Consider the following 19,870-nt stretch of genomic DNA (forward strand, 5'->3'; position numbering starts at 1 on the left):
AATAGTCTGCTAGTTTTCACCCGCCAATACAATGACTGAGAAATCATCGCTGCCGCCCGCGCGGCGCGCAGCTTTGAATATTTCAGCAAGATCCGTCTCAGACTCATTGGCAAAGAGCGCAGCAATCTGCGCATCGTCCAAGGCTTCGTTCAATCCGTCACTGCACAGCAAAATACGTTCGCCGGGTTGCAATTCATGCGTGGCGCTATTTACCCTGAAATCGGCACATTCGGCATCCGCGATGAACTGGCAAGTAAGACCTTGCAGAATACTCGCAGCATCTTTGGTTTGTTCCACGGTGATTTCACCGTCATCCATCAGATCGTTCAACAAACTATGATCGCGGCTCAGCAGATCTGCCCGGCCATCCGCCAAAAGATAAGCCCGCGAATCGCCGACATTAAAAATGGTCACCGCACTTCCTAGCAAGCGCACTCCCACCAACGTTGAAGCCATGCCGTGGAATCGGGGATTAGCGCTCAACGCCACGTAGTCTTGCTGCACTCGATGCAGCAACGGCGGCAATAACTCCGTCGCAGACGCCGATGCAAGATGATCTCTCAAAATTTCCAGCAAACGCCGACTGGCCACACGCGGCAACGTCCCGATGGCAACCCCGTCGGCAATGGCAAAATAGCGAGGCCGCGCGGTATCCGCCATCCCGCCTTCGCGAATACTGCCTTGATACACCTGGTTATCCAGCAAAACAGCATCCTCGTTCCGTGATTTTCCTCGGCCACGTTGACTGAAGGCGGTGAATTGGAAATTTGTCATGATTTTTATCTGCTTCCGTAGCAGACTTTTTTATCCAATCGCAAGCTTATCCTTCCGAGTCTTACATTAACGTTACTAAATTAAAACGAATAACTATAAATTATGACCCGTAATCGGATACTTAAAAATTATCCATCGCAAACTGAACAATCTTTTCTTTTCTCTTTTGAATTGCATCTCTGTTCCATGTTCCATTCTCTGGAACTAATTTCTGTACCTCTCTTTGCTGTGCAAGTATTGAATATCTAGGGTGCTTTAATGAAAAAGGATCATTGCTCATGGAACTATTATGCGGTTTCGAGGCTAACAAATAATTTCCCAAGCAATTTAGATATATAGTTTTAAATTCCTCATCATATGTATCATAGCCATGGGGTTTCTTTGCTGGCTCCGTAGTTGGAGCAATATGCTCCAATTCTAATTCTTTAATTTCATCATATTTCATAAACCCATAACCAGATTCCGCTGCATCTCTCAGATAATTCTCATATTTCCAAAGCAGATATTTTGCAACGAGATGATATAGGCCGCCTTGTAATGCCCGTTCAAGTTCTGCATTACTCCAATATGCAAGCCATGGATCAGTTGTAAATTTCATTTCATTTACACGTTTGATAATTGATTCTATAGAGACATCATCCTTAGTAAATTTCTTAAATACTTCATTAATACGTGTTGCGATATCCGCACGAGTACCAATTAATCGATCCCGTAAGATTAAAATTTCTAATGATGCACAAAGTTTTTCTATTGTGTGCTGATCCACCCCGAAACTATATGCCTTTATAATAAAAGGTAATGCATTGGCAATTCCACCTAGCGCACACAGTGAGTGGATCGCATAGTGACTATCTCTGTTTTGTTTACTGAAGAATTTATTAAGATAATTAAAACTGATCTCCAGTGCATGGGAAAATTCTTTAATAAAAATTAGAGGATTTTCACTGGATAGCTCTTTATTAATTCTCTTTTGCGCACCAGATTCCATCAACGAGTTGTAGTAGACACGAAGTGTATAGATAAGCACATCATCCTCATCAATTTGGGAATCTATGGTTGAGATGCATTTGTAAATCTTTGCAAAACGATTCTTTATCTCGCTTATGAGAGATTCTTTTTCTTCCCCACCTTTTAAATGAATGCTATACATGAACTGGGCTTTAATAATTTCTAAATCTGATGGATTTTTTCCTCTATTATTTTGAAAAATAAACATCTGTATTGATTCTGCTTCATTTTTAACTTTGTGAGTGGTGCAAGATGCCATCCGGATAATTTCAAGCATATCTATCAAATACTTTTCATTTTTAGTTTCTAACTGTTCTGAAAAATAATCAAAAGCATTAACAATTCTTTTTGCAGACTCAGTTTCAAGACCAACTTTGTCCTTTTTATTTCGATTTATAACGTAATCTATAAAAATCTGGTTATCGTAATCTACAGTGGTAAAACGAATAGTGCTATTCCGCTTCACCATATCCTCGAAATACTCATTTTCTTTCTCTGATCTTTGCCTTAATTTATCCAATTTCGAAAAAAGTACCGAAAGAAATATGACAATAGTAGTCAACCTCTGCTGCCCATCAATTATATAAAACTTATCGCCCTTTTCCTCGAACAAGAAATGTCCGAAATAATAGGGTAGCTTTGAATTACTTCCATGATATTCATCCAAATCGGAAAGAAATACATCTGTATGTGTTTTACGTTCGCTATCTTCTCTTGGTGTTTCCCAAGAGTATGCACGTTGATAATCTGGGACAATAATTATATTTCCTGAGATCATCTTTTGAATGGTGGTAGATGCTTCCATTAATTATTCCTTTATCAATTTATAAATACTTAAAAGTTAATGTACAAGTTTGGAGGAACCCTGCTCACCTTACTTTTTGACTCTCCAAACCCCATTAGCTACCACTCCAACGTAACCGAATCAACCACTGTCGCCATAATCAGGTAGGCATCATCCAGTTCTATCACCTGTTGATCTTCGGACGGTAGCGACTCCAATTCATGAAGTAGCTGGATGGTTTCCAGAAATCCGGGGCGTTTGGACATGATTCAGAGGTTCAAGTCACTGTGCCCGGAAAATACCCGCCACAAACGCACCATGGCGTAGGTATCGAGCTTGCAATAAGCCAGAAGCTGCTGTTCGATTTGGTTTTTGCGTTCCGGCGGGGTATCCGGATGGATGCCTTCCAGAAAAGCATCCATCGCCATGCCGCCATCCTGCACGCCATCCAAGGTATCGTACCGTAATTCAGGCACTACGGCGGGCAGCACTTTTTTGATGCTCCAGCTGCCTTGCTGGCTCGGGTGGTAGTAGCGTTCGCGCGCAACCGGCAGCAGATCGACGATTCGATCGTTGATTGCCAGCAGCGGCCGGCTTAAAGCAGGGAAACGCTCTGCCAATTCACGAATGCGCGCCGTCTCGAATCCGGCGTTGTACACAAATACCGGTCCTTGCTCGCCACAAGCAGCAATCAGCGATTGCGCGAAAGATTCCGATGGATCGTTACCTGACAGATCCAGGAATTCAATATGCTCTAGCTGGCCCGATGCATCAAGGCGATGCAAGCTGAATTGAAAGGGTATTTGTTGATAAGGACGGGTTCCTTTCCATACCGGTACGGCAAACTGAATGGTTTCAAAATCGAGAAAACACGCCGGAAGCGGATGGGCGGCGAGATCGGATGCGGCACCGGCGGCATCAAAAAACACCGCACCGGTCAAGGTATGCGTTTTCACCCTGAGCTGCTTCCCGTTCAGCCATTCATCGGGAACATTCCTCAGATCGTCAATGCCTTGCGCCGCCAGCTTTTCAGCTTTGGCCGAAGAAAAGCGCGGAAGCCAAGCAACCGGATACTCCGGTTTGGGTTCATTGCGGCTGCAATAATCGTAGAAACTGCATTCAAACGGTGAAAAACATTGGTTGCCCGTTGCTACCGCAGGCTCAATTGATTGAGCAGCAAGGTTTTGCGCCTGCAAAATCCATTCTTCGACTTCTTCAGTCCGGCCCATGATTTCTGCCGTAAGATTGTTTTCTTTCAACAATCCCCGGTAATCAGCGCTTCCCGGAAAAGTCCATGAACTGTCGATATGCGCGAGCGAAATGGAGGCCAGCGATATGCCCGCGGCTTTTACCGCGAAAGCCTGCACCGCCAGATCGTCGTAGTGATAGTCCTTCACGCTGGTGGAAGACTTGACCTCGATCATGTGCCATGCCAGCTCATCGCCTTTCTGTTCCGGCAACAGAATATCGATAAACGTTAACGCGCCACCGGCTGAGAATCCGGCTTCAAAAATTGGCTGGCAGGTGCGCAGCAACTCCGGGGTACGTTCAAAAGCATGATCGAACCCAGCGGCTTGCACGTCAATCAGCACGCCATTTCCGTCGCGATCATAGATACGCCGGGCAATCTCGCCGACTTGACGCCCTATCTGTAAGCGAGCGTCCGTTTCAGTGGAATACTCCAATAAATCAGGGCGATGAACTTCGAGCCAAAACTTTTTCGGACATTGCCGCAACGCCAGAAGTTTGGATTTGGAAAATGTGTGCAAAATGCTTTCTTCTTTGCTTAAGGACCGGAAAACTCACGATATCCTGAAAAACAATCATTCTAGGCACATAGTGACAGAATGCAATGAAAATCCCGGAGGTTTATACCGGTTTGCTGATACAGCAATTATGCTTCAAGAGCGATGCGTTAAACCAGCTTCCTTACTCCCGACACCATCCAAAATCCGCATCACCAGATCGGACGTGGATATACCGGTCGTATAAGGCAATTCCTGAATCATCTCGGCCGGTAGCGATGCGCAGAGTTTGCGTTTTTCCTGGCGCTCCCGCTCGGAAGCGCAGGCGAAAGTATAAATATCAAAACCGTGTTGCTGCATGTATTCCGGGGTGACGCTGGCCGGAGTTTCGGTCATCACGGCATCGACGTATTGGCAAGCGGCAACGACGGCAGCGCGCTCGGCTTGCTTCATGACCGGGGATTTGCCTTTGTTTTCCACGACGCGTTCATCGGATACCACGCAGACTGTCAGATGCGTCCCCAATGCGCGAGCCGCTTTAAGAAAGTTGATATGGCCTTCGTGAAACAGATCCGCCACCATGCGGGTGTATACGCGCTTTGGTTTTTGATTTCCGGGCCAAGCGGGAATTGGCCGATTTAACCGGTTGAGCGCGCGTTCCAGCCATTGCCTGCCGCGCAATGCGATGGTGTCGTCGGGATCTTTCAGCGCAATCTGGTGCGCGTAGCACCAGGCTTTTGATAAATCGCCTAACAACCAGTTTTGCGCCAGCCGGTGATAGGCATAACATCTTACCAATAAAGAAAAATCCTTCAGGTTTACCGCAGAAATCACGGTATCCCAATGCGGATTCGGCGTGCGCCAATCGCCATAAAAAGCATTCAGAATGATCTCGGGTTGCCGGGGATACCAGCAAGGGCCAAATGCTGTTTCACGCTGGATCAATTCGAACGATGGAAAAACCGATATTCTCTGATATTCAGGCGGATAATCCGGCAACTCAAAACCGCCGGTAATCTGCTGATTGCCGCTTCTCCGCAAACCGCAGACATCCAGCGTGATGCCCAATTCCGGATGAATATAGTCACGGTAATTGGCATAGTCGATGCGCATTGACGAGCGCACCCATCCCGCGCTTTCCAGCTCCGCGCAGCAAGCTTCCCAGGATTCCATCCACACTGCGATATCCAGATCCTTATCGAATTCCAGTAACCGCCCGCTGCGCGTCAATCCTAACAACGTGCCGGCGTAAGGAAAGACGGGTATGTTTTGTTTGGCCAGTTGCGCGCAGGTTGACCACAGCAATGATTCGGCTTCTCCGGAAAGAAAAATATTACTATCCGGCCGCCGTGATCTGGCTTCTCTTTTCTGTGGCGGCACTTTGCCGGATTTCGTCAGCGCCATCAAATGATTCAGCGAACGGCAGAAATGGGTTTGCGCGGCGGGCAAATCCAGCAACACGAAATTCGCTGTTCCAAGCACATGCGCCCAATGCGCTTTATAAAAATCGCCATCGACATGCGCATAAATTTTAGCGGCGTACGCAAGCGCTTCGACCGCGCGATTCGTCCGCATCGCCACCGAGCACCACAACCTGGCGACATCCTGTGACAGCGGCTGCTCGCTTTTCAAGGGCTCCAGAATGGCATCCGCGTCGTTTAATTTCCCCGCAGCAATTAAATCCCGCGCTTTTAACAGCAATCCATCCACACTCATAATCGAACATCACTTATTATTTTGTTAAGTTTACTTAATCTAACGCATTGTGAAGACAATCAATCAGAAAAACAATTAATGAAAAGTATTGCATTTTAATCACTTCTCAATATAATAGGAATCATTCTCATTATTATTTCTATCAGTAATGGGAGAGCAATAACCTATTTAACGCATCATAGCAGGAGACAATATTATGGCAGTCAGTACAACACCTCGTCCGAATTTAGGTTCCGGCGCCATCAAGTTTATTGATGGCATTGCTTTCGAAGGAATTGGCTCCGCAGGATTCGGCGACAACGACTTACTCATTATCGGCGACGAAGCCGACAACATTCTCACCGGCGGCACCGGTCATGACGAAATCCGCGGCGAAGGCGGCAACGACGTTATCCGGGGCGGAGATGGCAACGGTATTTTGAGCGGCGGAGACGGCGACGATGATCTCGACGGTCAAGCCGGTACCGAAAAACTCTTTGGCGAAGCAGGAAACGATATACTGCGCGCCGGCGGCTCTTCGAACGATTATGACCGGATGAACGGCGGTGCCGGCAACGACACTTTCGGCTTTTATGGCGCCGGGCAATTTGAGATTTCCGATTTTACGATCGGCCAGGACCGGTTATTTTTTGACTCACAGACACTTGGAATCGACTCGGTGCCGGAATTGCTTTCATTTATTACGAACATCAAGCCTCCCAGCGGCACCAATGGCCATGTGGTTGAATTTTTAGGAGGTGTTGCCACTATCGAGTTGATCATCATCGGCGGAGATCTTAATTCGATCACTGCCGATATGATCGTTTTTAATCTGTAGTTTCATTTCTTCCTTCCTCTCTTTTAGTTTCTCCTCTCTGAAAAAACCAATCTTGATCTCCCAAGATTGGTTTTCTCAACATAAAAATCAATATCAATAAACGATGAAATTCGTCATCATGCCGGCGTTGATGTGATCATTGACATGACAGTGATACATCCAGCGGCCACGGACGTCGGGCTGCATATCGAGCGTTTTAGTGGCGGCGGGCAGCACTTCGGTCACATCCAGCCGATTGCCGTTATGCAGCAGCGTGGCGCCGTGCCAATGCGGGGAATGCAAATCGACTTCCGTGCCCATGCCCAGAATGTACCAGCGCACGCGTTCGCCTTTGCGCATGGAGTAGCCATGATTATTGCCGTAAACCAAGCCGTTGATACCATGCATCAAATTGCTTTCCTGAAATTCTTCATCATCGGGATCGCACAGACCGGTGCAAGCCGCCAGATTGCTTTGCAAATGTAAGCTGGCGTTTTCATCGAACACGGTAAACAGGGAAATGAATTCACGATCGACATCGACCGGCGCACGGTCCGCATCTTCGAATCCTTTTTTGGTGATGATAATCGCGCCGATCAAGCCGGCATTGGTATCGGCAGTTTCATCGACATGGCTGTGGTAAATCCAGGCAATCGACGAAGGATCGTTCGGGCCTGGTCCGGCACGCTCGGGCACATCCCAGGCATAGGTATATTCTCCGCCCGGCGCGACGACGCCATCCGGTTTATGCTCGTTGCCGGCCGCTCGCGAATGCGGCGCGCCTTCATGCGCCATGGTGTAGGACACTCCATGCGGATGGATGCTGGCGGGATAACGGGTATTGTTCTTAAAGTGGACGATAATTTTATCGCCCACTGCTGCACGAATCACCGGCCCAAGAATACCGAGATGTTGCTCTTCGGCTAAGCGCGGTTTCAGCGCGCGGAATCCTTCGGTATATTCGCGATAAAGCGATTTCTGGTAACGCCGTCCTATTCCCTGCTCTACAAATACGCGTTGTTCCGCGGTAAATTCCTTGCCGGTCATCGGATTCATCGGAAATGTCGGGGCGTAATCCCATTGAACTTCATCGGCGGCAATCCAATATTCCCGGGCGGCGTAAGCGGCATTAATGAACCCGCCAAGCCAAATGATCGCGAAAGCCGTGCAGTAAATCTTCTTCTGCCACATTGATTATTTTCTCCTGTTTTTAAGCACCCGCTATTGCAACAACAATCATCGCTATTCACGCGATCGCGATGGAGCACTGAAAAGCTGGTGTTATGCTGGCTGGCTACCGGAAAGGAAAAACCGTGGCTGGCTGGGGAAACTGATTTGAATAAATGAAATAAGACATTACCATCCTTGGGCGGAGCGAACCTCGCAGAAGGGCTTTGACTGCGAGGCTCTGATACGTGCTCCTAACTTAACTTGCTTTCATACTCGGTAATAACCTGCATCAGAATGGATCGCAATGCAACCGCTCGATCGGCATCTCCGGCCAGGACCGCTTCCCGCAGATCTCTGATTGCATTTTCCAATTTGGCGCGTTGCAGCGCATTCAAGCGAAGCTGAAGATCCGCGGCGAAGATTCCTGCATAGAGCGACAATCTTTCTACCGCCAGTAATGCCTGATTCTTATTAGAAAGAAAGTTTGTTCCAACTTCACTCAAGCCTCGCTTGAGTTGTCCCAAGATTCCCTTGCTGATGTCACTGACGATGGTATCGGCAACGACACTGTTCAGATCACCGGTAAATTGCGCATGGATGCGGCTGCTGCCCGTAGGATTATCAGGCGAGATGAAGGCATCGACCGTGCGGAAGAAAAATTCACCCTCGACCTGTTGCTCCCTGGCTTTATCGGTATCCGAGCCGCGATTGGTGATAATGCCTTCAACCTCGCGCAACACGCCGATCAAGAAGCTTCTTACCAAGGGAATGACGATATTCTCGCGCGCCAGCGCCAAAGCCAAACGGTCATCGGCATTTGCTTTATTGAGCGCTTGCTTACCTTGAACGAATGCGGAAACAATTTGATAATCCAAATCCGGATCTGTGCCGGAAATGATGGATTTCTTATCCGTTGACAGTATTTTTTCCGGCCGGTTTGCGGTTCCGGCGATCGCGGTATACGCCGAATAAGCTCGATCCCATTCAAGCGCCAATGCATCCGCCGGTAAATCCGCGAATTGGTCAGCGACCAGCGTCACGCGGTTATAAACCACCAGAGCAAATACGCGTTGTAATGATTTATCGATCTTCTGCAGCGCTTGAGCGAGTTCACTGCCGCTTTTTGCTTGATTGACGGCATTCGTAACATCCTGATCGATCATCGTGCCATAGATTTGATCGACGATTTTCGTCAGTTGCTGTAAATCGCCCGCATAGTTTGCGGCAATTGCATCGACATCAATCGGGATCTTGCCTCGCAACACGCCAATCTGCAGAAAGTTTGCAACGGCATTATCGATGAGGGCGGTATGCTGAACGATTTCATATTTGGCGCGATTGAGCTGATTCTCGTACTTCGTCAGAATTGCGATAATCGCATCACGCGCTTCCTTGGATTTGGCCGCACTCAACTCGTCGCTGGCAGTCAGCAGATTCTCCATTTGTTGTTCCAGATTGCTGCGTTCCGTAGCGCCTATGCGCAATTCCAGATCCGGTAAAAAAATCCTGGCAAAATACTTGGCGCCCGCAGCTTCCGCCAACGCCGCCGCACGATCACCCGATGTGATCGCGCGCTCTTGCCCCGTCAATTCGGCGGTTACACGAGGGATAAAACCTTTACCCAATTCACTCACAATCTCATCGGCGGCAACGTTTGAAAAACCGCCTGTCAATTGTTTCTTAATAATCAGGCTGCCGGCAGGATTTCCTCGCGCCACCAGCGGCTCAATAATACGATAAAAGACTTCCCCTTCCTTTTGCGCAATGCGCGCTTCGTCCGGGTCTGTCGCACGATTATTCAGAATACCGGCGACTTCGCGCAGCACACCGATGTAATAAGCGCGGGTGAGCGACAAGCGGATGCCATAGCGGGCAATTTGCACCGTATTGAAATCTTGATCGGGGTTGCTTTTGTTCAATGCGGTTCTGACTTGGGTAAAGAAATTATTCACATCGACATCCAGACCCGGCTTGCTGCCCGCTACGAGCCCTTGCCGATCCGCCGTCAATACTTGATTTTCCCGGGCAACCGTCGTTGAGAGCGCTTGAAATGCCGCTACGGACTCATCCAGCATGACAACCAACTCCGCAGTTGCCGCAGTTTTAAACTGATCCCGGATCGCGGAAATACGGTTCCAAATGCTTTGATAAAACACACGCTGCAGGGTTTTATCGATGGTTTGCGCCGCCAGGCTGGGTTCGCGATCATTGATGAGATCGTCTACCGCTGCCAGAACATCACTATCCAAAGTTAAGGAATTAGCGGTATCGATCTCCTTCGTCAAGGTTTGTAAGGCCCCTGTGTAGGCCGCCGCGATTGCTTCCCCGTTAATCGGAAATTCTCTGCGCAACGTTCCTATCGTCTTGAAAGCGGCCACAGCCGATTCGATCGTGGCAACATTCGCTGCCGCTGTGGCTTGGCTGACATATACCGGAAACAAACATAAACTCACGATCATTAATTGAATCAATGATCGGCCGAGTTTCTTCAACATAAACATTCTGTAAACTCCCTTTAAAAGTATAAACACTAACACGAATGACAATGATAATGATTCTTATTAATTAATTCAAATAAAATTACTTTATACGTTTTGCAATTACTCAGAAATTCGCAATCAGACTGGCTCTGACGGCAATGGGAGAACCCGGGGTGATATTAAAATCATTATGCGCTGCGGCGAAATATTTCGTATCAAACAGATTTTCAATATTTACCTGGCCCCGGAAACTCTTGGAAAACTGCGCAAAGAGCGCAGCATCAACACGGGTAAAATCCGGCAAACTGACGCGATTGGTCAGGGAAGCGTACATATTGTCACGATGTATCACGCCAAAGGCGGCACCGATACGGGGTGTAATATCGTAACGGCTCCACACTGAAAAGGTGTGTTTAGGTAACTCCGCAACGGTAGCCCCTTTTCTCGCAATTCCTAAAATGTCACTGGCAATTTCACCGACTTGATAAGCATAGCCGCCCATCACACTCCAGTTGGTTGTGAGTTGACCTGCCAAGCTGATTTCAACACCTTCGGTGCGCTGTCCCTTGGTCAAGAATGTTTGCCCTCCGACCACGGAATTGATGACGTTGGTACGATCCAGTTGATAGACTGCGGCGGTGAATGCCAAGTCCGGCCGGATATCCCATTTCACACCGGTTTCAAGCGTCGTAAATTTTTCCGGTTTCAATGTTTCCACGGTAACATTCAATGCGGTCAACTGATCGCCAGCGCGAGGCACGAAAGCCTGGCTGTAGCTGCCATAAAATGAAAGCGGTTCAATCGGTTTATAAATCACCCCAAAACGAGGCGCAATCAAATCGTCTCGCGTCTTCAGATGATCCCGCGGGCCGTTCTTCTGCTGAAAATCGACCTCGAACATATCATAGCGGACCCCTGCAATCACCTGAAGTTGCGGCAATATTTCGATCTGATCCTGAATGTACAGCGAGGTTACATTCACAATGCTGCGATTCAGCGCATCGAGATCGCCACCTCCGTCCCGGTTGCGGAAAGTAATCGGTAGATTAGTCACCGGATTACTGATCGGTACAAAAATGTTGGTGCTGGAAACACTATTATTGAACAACCCGGTTTCACGCCGGTTATGGGTTTCTTGCCGCCCAACCTCGACCCCGGCCAAAAGGGTATGCGCTATCGGACCGGTATTAAGCGAATAAAGTAAATTGGTTTGATTGAAAACATTATCGCGTGTCGTCGTATTGTTATAAGCACCGATCGGCAACAAACCGGTCAGCGAATTGAGACCACCGCTCGCAAATACATTTTGATAGAACTTATCGTAGGTTGTGTAAAGCGTACGGTTCTGCAGTGTAAAACCCGAATCGAATTTATGTTCTATGAAGGAACCAAACGATAATACGTCGATATTCGCATTACTACGCCGCGGATCTCCGAAAAACTGCGAACGGCCGACATCGACCGGACCGGTGACTTGCCCGGTTCTTCCCACTACCGATGTGATCCCGCGATCGGCGGTACGGTCGTCATGAAAGCGTTCCATATTCAGAACCACTTTCGTGCGGTTGGTCGGCTTGACGGTTACGGTAGGAGCAATCCCCAGCCGTTCCATGTCGACGCCATCGCGAAAACTGCCGGCGTCTTCATATATAGCGTTCAAACGGATGGCGGCGACATCATTGATGACATAACCGACATCCCCGGTCATTCTTTTCTGGTTGAACGAGCCGCCCTGGAATGAAAATTCCCTGACCGGATTCCAGTTGGCTTCTTTGGTTACGCGATTGACCACGCCTCCCGAACCGCCTCGTCCAAAGATCATGCCGTTAGCGCCTTTAAGCACTTCCACACGTTCAATGTTATAAAGATCGCGATAAAACTCAGCATCGTCACGGATGCCATCAATAAAAAAATCTCCTGTGGAGCGGTTGCCACGAAATACTAAGGCATCGCGATTGCCTTCGCCTTGTGAAACACCGACGCCGGGAACATACCGGACCGCGTCAGCAAGACTCCGGATTGATTGATCCTTGATTAAATCACCGGTGATCACCGTGATGGATTGCGGCACATCGCGCAACAGTGTGTTGGTTTTGGTCGCGGTGCTGGTGCTGGTTGCAGCATAACGATTGTTATTGGTGGCCGAAATTTGTATCGAAGGCAGCGTCACCACCTGCTCCGCACCGTTCGCAGCCGGAACCGGAGTTATTGCAAAGCTCTCGCCTAACCGGACTACCTGTAAACCGGAGTTCTCAAGCAAACGATCAAGTGCCTGTTTAACTTCAAAATCACCTTCTAATCCAAAAGTCACTTTACCTTGTAACAGCCCAGGATCAAAAGCAAGCTTAATTCCTGCTTGCTCGGCGAATTGCTTAAGCGCATCTTCCAAAAGGCCCGCTTGGATATTATAAGAACGTACTGGAGATACCGCTGCAGCCGGAGATTCCGCCAAGCTGAGATGGAGGGGGAAAAGAAAGGTACTGGCTAAACTGGTTAAGATTACAAAACAAATCCTCCCGACCGGGATTTGGATTTTATTAAAGCGCTGAAACATTTTTTATAATTCTTAACCAGGCTTGAAGAAGAATATTTTATTCTGAGCTATCGGATAGGAAAATAATCGCTAATAGTTAGATCGAAATAAAATTTGGCGTATGTTACAGCAAAGAACCCAGCACTTCACTCATGATGTTCATCAGACCGACGTTTCACACAGGCAAGCGGACGATGAAAGGAAACTCTGCATTTGCGGCGGCCGCTCCCGCAAGGTCTCATCAAGAATTTGTTTCGCGTGACACGCGCAGATTCCGCACTGCTCAGTAACACCAAGGCACTCCTTCAAATCCCTCATGCGGTCAGCGCCGTCATGAACCGCTTCCCGAATAGCCTTTTCCGTTACTCCCCTGCATATACACACGTACATATCGACACCTCAAAACGAATCGCGATGAACTCTTCGCAATAAATCAGTTATTACTAATGAGAATGATTCGTAATTATACTTAGATATCCGAAAAATGCAACAAGATTATAAAAACTCAGTTCTCAGCAGAGGGGTCGGTAATAAAGCCGATTTTGGTCATACCAGCTTTCGCGGCGATGCTCATCACACGCGCAACATGCTCATAATGGGCCAGTTTGTCGGCTCGAATATGTAATTCTGTTGCAGGCTCTTCAGCGACCTTAGCGGAAAAACGTCCTGAGAGCTGCTCCAATATCACCGGTTCGCCATTCCAGAACAATTCACCGCTGGCACGGATCGCCAATTCGACATGCTCCGGCTGGGTGATATTCGGTGTATTTTCCGCCTTTGGCAGATCAATTTTGACGGAATGCGTCAGAAGCGGCGCGGTAATGATAAAAATAATCAGCAAAACCAGCATCACATCGACTAACGGCACGACGTTGATTTCCGCCATCGGCGCCTGACGCCCGTTATCCTGCATGCTTCCGAATGCCATTATTGCACCTTCTCAGCAATGTTACCGGTATCGGCGGAGTATGATTGCATCGCTTCCAGCGCCGGAGTAGAGCCTTGATGATTCTCATCACCCACGGTAACCAATGTAAACAAGTCATGAGCAAAAGCTTCCAAGCGGGCAAGCCATATGCGGTTGCGGCGGACAAAAGCGTTATATGCAAGCACCGCCGGGATAGCGACTGCAAGGCCGAGCGCTGTCATGATCAGTGCTTCACCGACCGGACCGGCGACTTTATCCAGAGTGCCTTGACCGGATAAACCAATTTGGATCAGCGCATGATAAATACCCCACACCGTACCGAACAAGCCGATATAAGGCGCGGCCGATCCGGCCGATGCGATTAATGTCAGTCCATTTTCTATGCGATTTGCTTCTTGATCGATACCGTTTCGCAAAGTCCGTGTCAGAAACTCGCTGGTACCCCCAGCGGCTGCCAATTTATGAGAACTGTGAATCTTAGCATCCGCTGCAGCGTCGATTGCCAATTTTGCAAGCTCGGCAAAAGCATTGTTGGGTGGCACGCTTTTTAACTCATTACTAACAACTTGCAAAGAATCGACATTCCAGAAATGCCTTAAAAAAGCCTCGGCGCGGCGCGTAGCGATAAGATTCGCAATGCTTTTAGTGATGATCAGATACCAGCTTGCCACCGACAACGACAGCAACAGCACCAGCACACTGATACCGACACTGTCGATCTGATCGAGAAAATGCGAAAAACCGAGACCTTGTTCCATGAATTAATTTCCTTGCAATACAAAATTAAAAGGCTGTAAAGCGACTGCCCGCACCGGCTGGCCGTTACGCAACGAAGGATTGCATTGCCAGTCCCTGACCGCAGTCAACGCAGCAGCATCCAGCCGTTCGTAGCCGCTGCTGTTGATAACTTTCGCATCATCGATGCGCCCTCTTTCATCCAGTTCCACACGCAACACCAGTTTGCCTTCTTCACCCATCCGCCTGGAAATAGCCGGATACGTCGGCGGGGTAAGCTTCGGACAGGAAACCGATAATTCCGAAGTTAACGTAACCGGGCTGGCCGATACCGGAGCCGGCGGCGCTTCCGCCATCGCCGGTGATTCGTTAACCGGTTCGGTCACCGGAGCGGGGACCGGCTGCGGCGCAGGTTCGATATATTCTTGTTTGGGAGTCACGGGAGATTTTGCAACCAGCCGTTCCTGTTGGGGTTTGACGACTGGTTTTTTCGCCGGCTGCAATTTAACCGGAGCCGGTTCGGGTGGCGCTGGAGGAGCCACTGCCGGTACTGGCAGTGTGATCAATTCAGCGAACAATGTAAGCGCTTGATCCGGATTCGGAATAAGCCGCTGATTCCATAGAAAATAAAATAATGCGGCATGAACAATCAATACAAAAATCAAACCGGGTAATGAGATAAAATGCCGCCGCTGCTCCAAATACTCAATATTTTTCCGGGATAATGATTGCATTTCAGAATAGCGAATCCAAACAAACTTTTAACTGATTTGATTTAAAAAAACCGGAGACCCGTCATTTTCTTTCCAGAGACAAGCTGCAAACATTGCGTTTTGATATAGAATTTACAACTGATAAGATCATTTTCCGGGTTTTTATAATAATAACGCAAACGATAATAATTATCAATCGCCGAAGACATCAAAAACACCTCAAAACTCAACCTATTCGCGATTATTTTCCGCTCTATCAATCAAAAAAATTTCAATCAATTTACTTAATGCATTCATTGATCTAATTTAATTATGACATACCCCACACCCGGTTTCTGGCGGCGGGCAGTTTGCTTAATTTATGAGCTGCTGCTATTACTGGCAGTATTGTTTATGGCTAGTTTTCTTTTCCATTTCATTTTCAGAGATACGCAAGCTGTTTATTTTAAGCCGCTATTTCAATTCTACTTGCTCGCGATAATGGGGTACTACTTCACCTGGTTCTGGACCCGTGGCGGTCAAACATTGGCCATGCAGACTTGGAAAATGCGCGTGGTGACAGCGGACGGTAAAATCTTGAATAACAAACAAGCAATCACGCGTTTCTTACTGGCCGTCGTAGGCATTTTCTTATTCGGAATCGGGATTGTCTGGGCATTGTTCGATCGCGACCATCAATACTTGCACGATCGCATCGCTGGAACCCGTATCATCAAAGTTGAGCACTGACCCCGGAGAACGTTCACGACCCCGGATGAAAGCTAAAGAAATTTAGTACTGTTATCAAAGATATGTAATAATATCCCGGTTCTGGGTTTGATGTTGCTGTTCACGTTTTAACGCTTAAAATAGAACCCATGATCCGTACAGATGAATGGGGATTGGTTTTACTTATTAGGTAGGACACACTAACGATGCGTGATCATTTTTTTGCTACAACAGCCGCAACCAAAGTCTTGTTCCGGGAATGGACCAACCATGCGAACAGTCTGATTATTGTGGCCGCTACGTTTTTTATATTTATCATTGATCTGCATTTACCGCTCGGCGTTGCCGCTGGCGCACCCTATGTATTAGTCATTTTCGCCAGCCTATGGATCAGCAGTATCGGATTCTCCTACCTTATCGCCACACTCAGTCTTGTTTTTACTATTTCCGGCTTGTATCTCTCTCCGGGTATTGATGCACCAATACATATTGTATTGATCAATCGTGGACTCACCGTGTTATTGATCATCGCCACGGCCATTATGGTCACTCGAATCAAACGAGCCAACATCGATATTTCCTCGCTAGTGAACCAAGTAGCGACAGACCCTCTCACCGGGTATAGAAACCGGCAATCTTTTGAGACGGAATTGGAAACCGAGATATTGCGTTGCAAGCGGTATCACCATCACTTATCGGTTGCCATCATCGATATTGATTTGTTTAAGTTATTCAATGATAACTATAACTACCGCAACAGCAATGATTACATTCAACGGATCTCCAACGATATCCGCATCAATATCAGAGCCACTGATTTCTTCTATCGCATTGATAACAATGTATTCGCAATCCTGTTCCCTGAAACCGAACTGGCAGAAGCCAAGAAAGTATGCGAATCGGTACGAAAAAAAATAGCGGCACGAATGGGCAAGCAGGCTGAAAATAAGGTTCTGCTAAGCATCGGCATCGCCTCTCTGGAAGAAACCGATGATCAAATGCATTTATGCAAGCGCGCTGAAGAAGCGTTATTCATCTCGAAACGCAACGGTGGCAACCAGGTTTCAACGTTACCGTCCGTATCCTGCAAGGATAAACCGCCGGTTGCCGCTATCCTGTCGCGATCACGAATTGATTAGGGAATCGCCGAATAATCCTCAGCTCGAACAAATCGCTTCATTGCACAACGTGCGGGTTCGCTTTCACCTATTGGATTGATATAAATCGTTTGTCGCATCTCCTGCATTTGCATTTCTTCATGTACTTCGCAGCAACTGAGACATATCAACAAGATAGGCGATAAAACGAGTACCGCGCAACAAAGTGATTCGCCCGTGTAGGCAATTAATCATTGTCTGCTTAAAGTAATTACTTTCAATTCTCTTATATAATCCGGTGTATCAATCAGACACCTCTACGTTGCTGAGATACTCATGAGTTTATTGAACAAACCAATGGCCAAGAAATCAACCGGCCGCAATTTCTCCCCCAGAGTCGCCCGATTGCTGCGCGAATCCGGTTTACTGGTTCTGATGGGGGCTGCCCTCTATCTGATTATGATTTTTGCCAGTTACGACCGTGGCGATGCCGGCTGGTCGCATAGCGGCGAAACCGACCAAATACAAAATGCCGGCGGATATGCCGGCGCCTGGCTGGCGGATTTATTATTGTTTTTATTCGGCGCATCGGCCTGGTGGTGGGTCGCTTTCTTTTTATCGGCGATCGCCTGGAGCTATCGCCGCATTGATACCGCCGGAATTTTTGATCGCCATTCGATGCTGCTGTCGGTCGGCGGTTTTTTTCTGCTGCTGACCGCCAGCAGCGGACTGGAATCGTTACGATTTTATTCACTCAATCTGTCATTACCGCTCCTGCCCGGCGGCATGCTCGGCAACACCATCAGCCATTATCTGTCGCAAATTCTGGGTTTTACCGGTGCAACGCTGACGTTATTGATTCTGATTGCCGTCGGCTTCAGCCAATTTACCGGTTTATCCTGGGTGCGTTTCGTGGAAAAAATCGGTGAAAGCGTTGAGGATTTGCTCATTCTGCTCAAACACGCTTGGGAAACCCGGCAAGACAAATTCATCGGCGTCATCGCCGCGCATGTGCGCGAGAAAGCCGTGGAAACCGAAAAAAAACGCATCGAAAACATCCCGCATTTGCATATCGAGCCGCCAGCCGCCACCATCGTCAAGTCGCAGCGCATCGTCAAGGAGAAACAACCATCGCTGTTCTCCGATCTACCTGATTCACCGTTGCCGCCGTTGCATCTACTGGATGAACCGGAAAAAAACTTTGAAGTGTTATCCAAGGAAACACTGGAATTCACTTCGCGCCTGATCGAACGCAAACTCAAGGAGTTCGGCGTCGATGTCAAAGTTGTCGCGGCATTTCCGGGGCCGGTCATTACCCGCTATGAAATCGAACCGGCAGTCGGTGTCAAAGGCAATCAAGTCATCAATCTGGTGAAGGATCTGGCGCGCGCGTTATCCGTCGCCAGCATCCGCGTGGTTGAAACCATCCCCGGTAAAACCAGCATGGGTCTGGAAATTCCCAATCCCAAGCGCGAAATCGTGCGGCTGCAGGAAATTTTGGGTTCGCAAGTGTATGCCGATTCGGCATCGCCCTTAACCATCGCGCTGGGTAAAGACATCAGCGGCCGCCCAATCGTCTCCGATCTCGCGAAAATGCCGCACGCGCTGGTCGCGGGCACCACCGGCTCCGGCAAATCGGTCGCCATCAATGCGGTAATCCTGAGTCTCGTTTACAAAGCCACGCCGGAACAAACCCGCCTGATTCTGATCGATCCGAAAATGCTGGAATTATCCGTCTACGAAGGCATTCCGCATTTGCTGACACCGGTCGTCACCGATATGCGCGAAGCCGCCAATGCGCTGCGCTGGTGCGTCAACGAAATGGAACGGCGTTATAAATTGATGTCGGCTTTAGGTGTACGTAATCTCGCGGGTTACAACCAGAAAATCCGCGATGCCGCCAAAACCGAGGAACCGGTGGTCAATCCGCTGCTGCCGCCGGAACAAGAACCGGAATACTTGCAAGAACTGCCGCTGATCGTGGTAGTCATCGACGAATTGGCCGATCTGATGATGGTCGCCGGCAAAAAAGTCGAGCAACTGATCGCCCGTCTGGCGCAGAAAGCCCGCGCCTCCGGCATCCATTTACTGCTTGCCACGCAACGGCCTTCGGTCGATGTCATCACCGGTTTGATCAAAGCCAATATCCCGACGCGGGTTGCGTTCCAGGTGTCGAGCAAAATCGATTCACGCACCATTCTCGATCAAATGGGCGCGGAAGCGCTGCTCGGTCAAGGCGACATGTTGTACCTGCCGCCCGGTAGCGGTTATCCGCAACGCGTGCACGGCGCGTTTGTCGCCGATCACGAAGTGCATAAAGTGGTCGAATATCTGAAAGAACACGGTGAACCGGATTACATCGAAGAAATCCTTCAATCCAGTGACGAAGAAAGCGACGCCAATGGCGCAACCGACCTGAAAAAACCGCCCAACGGTGAATCCGATCCATTGTATGACGAAGCCGTCGCCATCGTCGTCAAAACCCGCCGCGCTTCGATCTCGCTGGTGCAAAGGAACCTGCGCATCGGCTATAATCGCGCGGCGCGCTTGATCGAAGACATGGAACGCGCCGGGCTGGTTTCCGCGATGCAAAGCAACGGCAATCGCGAAGTTCTGGCGCCGTCGCGCAAGGAATAATCATGCGCATTCCGATGCCAGTCTTTTTACCATCATTTCATATTAG

The 19,870-nt window shown here is 48.5% G+C and carries 16 protein-coding genes; 4 read left to right on the plus strand and 12 right to left on the minus strand.

Annotated elements, in window-relative coordinates; translation table 11 throughout:
* Positions 1 to 9: 9 nt before the first annotated feature.
* From RBH92_RS10535 to RBH92_RS10555, 5 genes are all read right to left on the minus strand, one after another.
* A complete protein-coding gene (locus RBH92_RS10535; RefSeq protein ID WP_307932011.1) occupies positions 10 to 774 on the minus strand; it encodes a PP2C family protein-serine/threonine phosphatase in 765 nt (254 codons plus the stop codon).
* A gap of 121 nt (positions 775 to 895) precedes the next feature.
* Positions 896 to 2,587 (minus strand): DUF262 domain-containing protein, encoded by a 1,692-nt coding sequence (locus RBH92_RS10540; protein ID WP_307932012.1) that lies wholly within the window; start codon positions 2,585 to 2,587, stop codon positions 896 to 898.
* A gap of 98 nt (positions 2,588 to 2,685) precedes the next feature.
* Positions 2,686 to 2,832 (minus strand): hypothetical protein, encoded by a 147-nt coding sequence (locus RBH92_RS10545; protein ID WP_307932013.1) that lies wholly within the window; start codon positions 2,830 to 2,832, stop codon positions 2,686 to 2,688.
* A 3-nt stretch (positions 2,833 to 2,835) separates the two neighbouring features.
* Positions 2,836 to 4,335, minus strand: coding sequence for a DUF2779 domain-containing protein (locus tag RBH92_RS10550; RefSeq protein ID WP_307932014.1), 1,500 nt, complete (start codon positions 4,333 to 4,335; stop codon positions 2,836 to 2,838).
* Positions 4,336 to 4,467: 132 nt separating this feature from the next.
* Complete coding sequence (locus tag RBH92_RS10555) at positions 4,468 to 6,027, minus strand: FAD synthase family protein (protein ID WP_307932015.1); 1,560 nt, start codon at positions 6,025 to 6,027, stop codon at positions 4,468 to 4,470.
* A 196-nt stretch (positions 6,028 to 6,223) separates the two neighbouring features.
* Here RBH92_RS10555 and RBH92_RS10560 point away from each other — a divergent pair, with 196 nt between their 5' ends.
* Complete coding sequence (locus RBH92_RS10560; protein ID WP_307932016.1) at positions 6,224 to 6,844, plus strand: calcium-binding protein; 621 nt, start codon at positions 6,224 to 6,226, stop codon at positions 6,842 to 6,844.
* A gap of 93 nt (positions 6,845 to 6,937) precedes the next feature.
* Here RBH92_RS10560 and RBH92_RS10565 read toward each other — a convergent pair whose 3' ends face one another.
* From RBH92_RS10565 to RBH92_RS10595, 7 genes are all read right to left on the minus strand, one after another.
* Positions 6,938 to 8,014: a multicopper oxidase domain-containing protein gene (locus RBH92_RS10565; RefSeq protein WP_307932017.1), complete on the minus strand. Its 1,077-nt coding sequence runs from the start codon at positions 8,012 to 8,014 to the stop codon at positions 6,938 to 6,940.
* Between the two features lie 230 nt (positions 8,015 to 8,244).
* Positions 8,245 to 10,494, minus strand: a complete 2,250-nt coding sequence (locus tag RBH92_RS10570) for a hypothetical protein (RefSeq protein ID WP_307932018.1) — start codon at positions 10,492 to 10,494, stop codon at positions 8,245 to 8,247.
* Between the two features lie 103 nt (positions 10,495 to 10,597).
* On the minus strand, positions 10,598 to 12,925 hold the full coding sequence (locus RBH92_RS10575) for a TonB-dependent siderophore receptor (protein WP_307932019.1): 2,328 nt from the start codon (positions 12,923 to 12,925) through the stop codon (positions 10,598 to 10,600).
* Between the two features lie 243 nt (positions 12,926 to 13,168).
* Positions 13,169 to 13,396, minus strand: a complete 228-nt coding sequence (locus RBH92_RS10580) for a (2Fe-2S)-binding protein (RefSeq protein WP_307932020.1) — start codon at positions 13,394 to 13,396, stop codon at positions 13,169 to 13,171.
* Positions 13,397 to 13,511: 115 nt separating this feature from the next.
* The gene (locus tag RBH92_RS10585) at positions 13,512 to 13,934 is read right to left on the minus strand and encodes an ExbD/TolR family protein (RefSeq protein WP_307932021.1); all 423 of its coding nucleotides are present in this window, start codon (positions 13,932 to 13,934) and stop codon (positions 13,512 to 13,514) included.
* Entirely contained in the window at positions 13,934 to 14,692 is a 759-nt protein-coding gene (locus RBH92_RS10590) for a MotA/TolQ/ExbB proton channel family protein (RefSeq protein ID WP_307932022.1), read from the minus strand. The genes RBH92_RS10585 and RBH92_RS10590 overlap by 1 nt, the downstream gene beginning before the upstream one ends.
* Before the next feature lie 3 nt (positions 14,693 to 14,695).
* Positions 14,696 to 15,403: an energy transducer TonB gene (locus tag RBH92_RS10595; RefSeq protein WP_307932023.1), complete on the minus strand. Its 708-nt coding sequence runs from the start codon at positions 15,401 to 15,403 to the stop codon at positions 14,696 to 14,698.
* Positions 15,404 to 15,694: 291 nt separating this feature from the next.
* Here RBH92_RS10595 and RBH92_RS10600 point away from each other — a divergent pair, with 291 nt between their 5' ends.
* The 3 genes from RBH92_RS10600 (at position 15,695) to RBH92_RS10610 (ending at position 19,824) form a co-directional block, all read left to right on the plus strand.
* Positions 15,695 to 16,111 carry an RDD family protein gene (locus RBH92_RS10600; RefSeq protein ID WP_307932024.1) on the plus strand — a complete coding sequence of 139 codons (417 nt, stop codon included), beginning with the start codon at positions 15,695 to 15,697 and terminating at the stop codon, positions 16,109 to 16,111.
* A 185-nt stretch (positions 16,112 to 16,296) separates the two neighbouring features.
* Positions 16,297 to 17,229 carry a GGDEF domain-containing protein gene (locus RBH92_RS10605; protein WP_307932025.1) on the plus strand — a complete coding sequence of 311 codons (933 nt, stop codon included), beginning with the start codon at positions 16,297 to 16,299 and terminating at the stop codon, positions 17,227 to 17,229.
* 294 nt (positions 17,230 to 17,523) lie between these two features.
* The gene (locus RBH92_RS10610; protein WP_307932026.1) at positions 17,524 to 19,824 is read left to right on the plus strand and encodes a DNA translocase FtsK; all 2,301 of its coding nucleotides are present in this window, start codon (positions 17,524 to 17,526) and stop codon (positions 19,822 to 19,824) included.
* The last annotated feature ends 46 nt before the right edge of the window (positions 19,825 to 19,870 follow it).

This window comes from Nitrosomonas sp. sh817 (assembly GCF_030908545.1).
Taxonomy (GTDB): domain Bacteria; phylum Pseudomonadota; class Gammaproteobacteria; order Burkholderiales; family Nitrosomonadaceae; genus Nitrosomonas.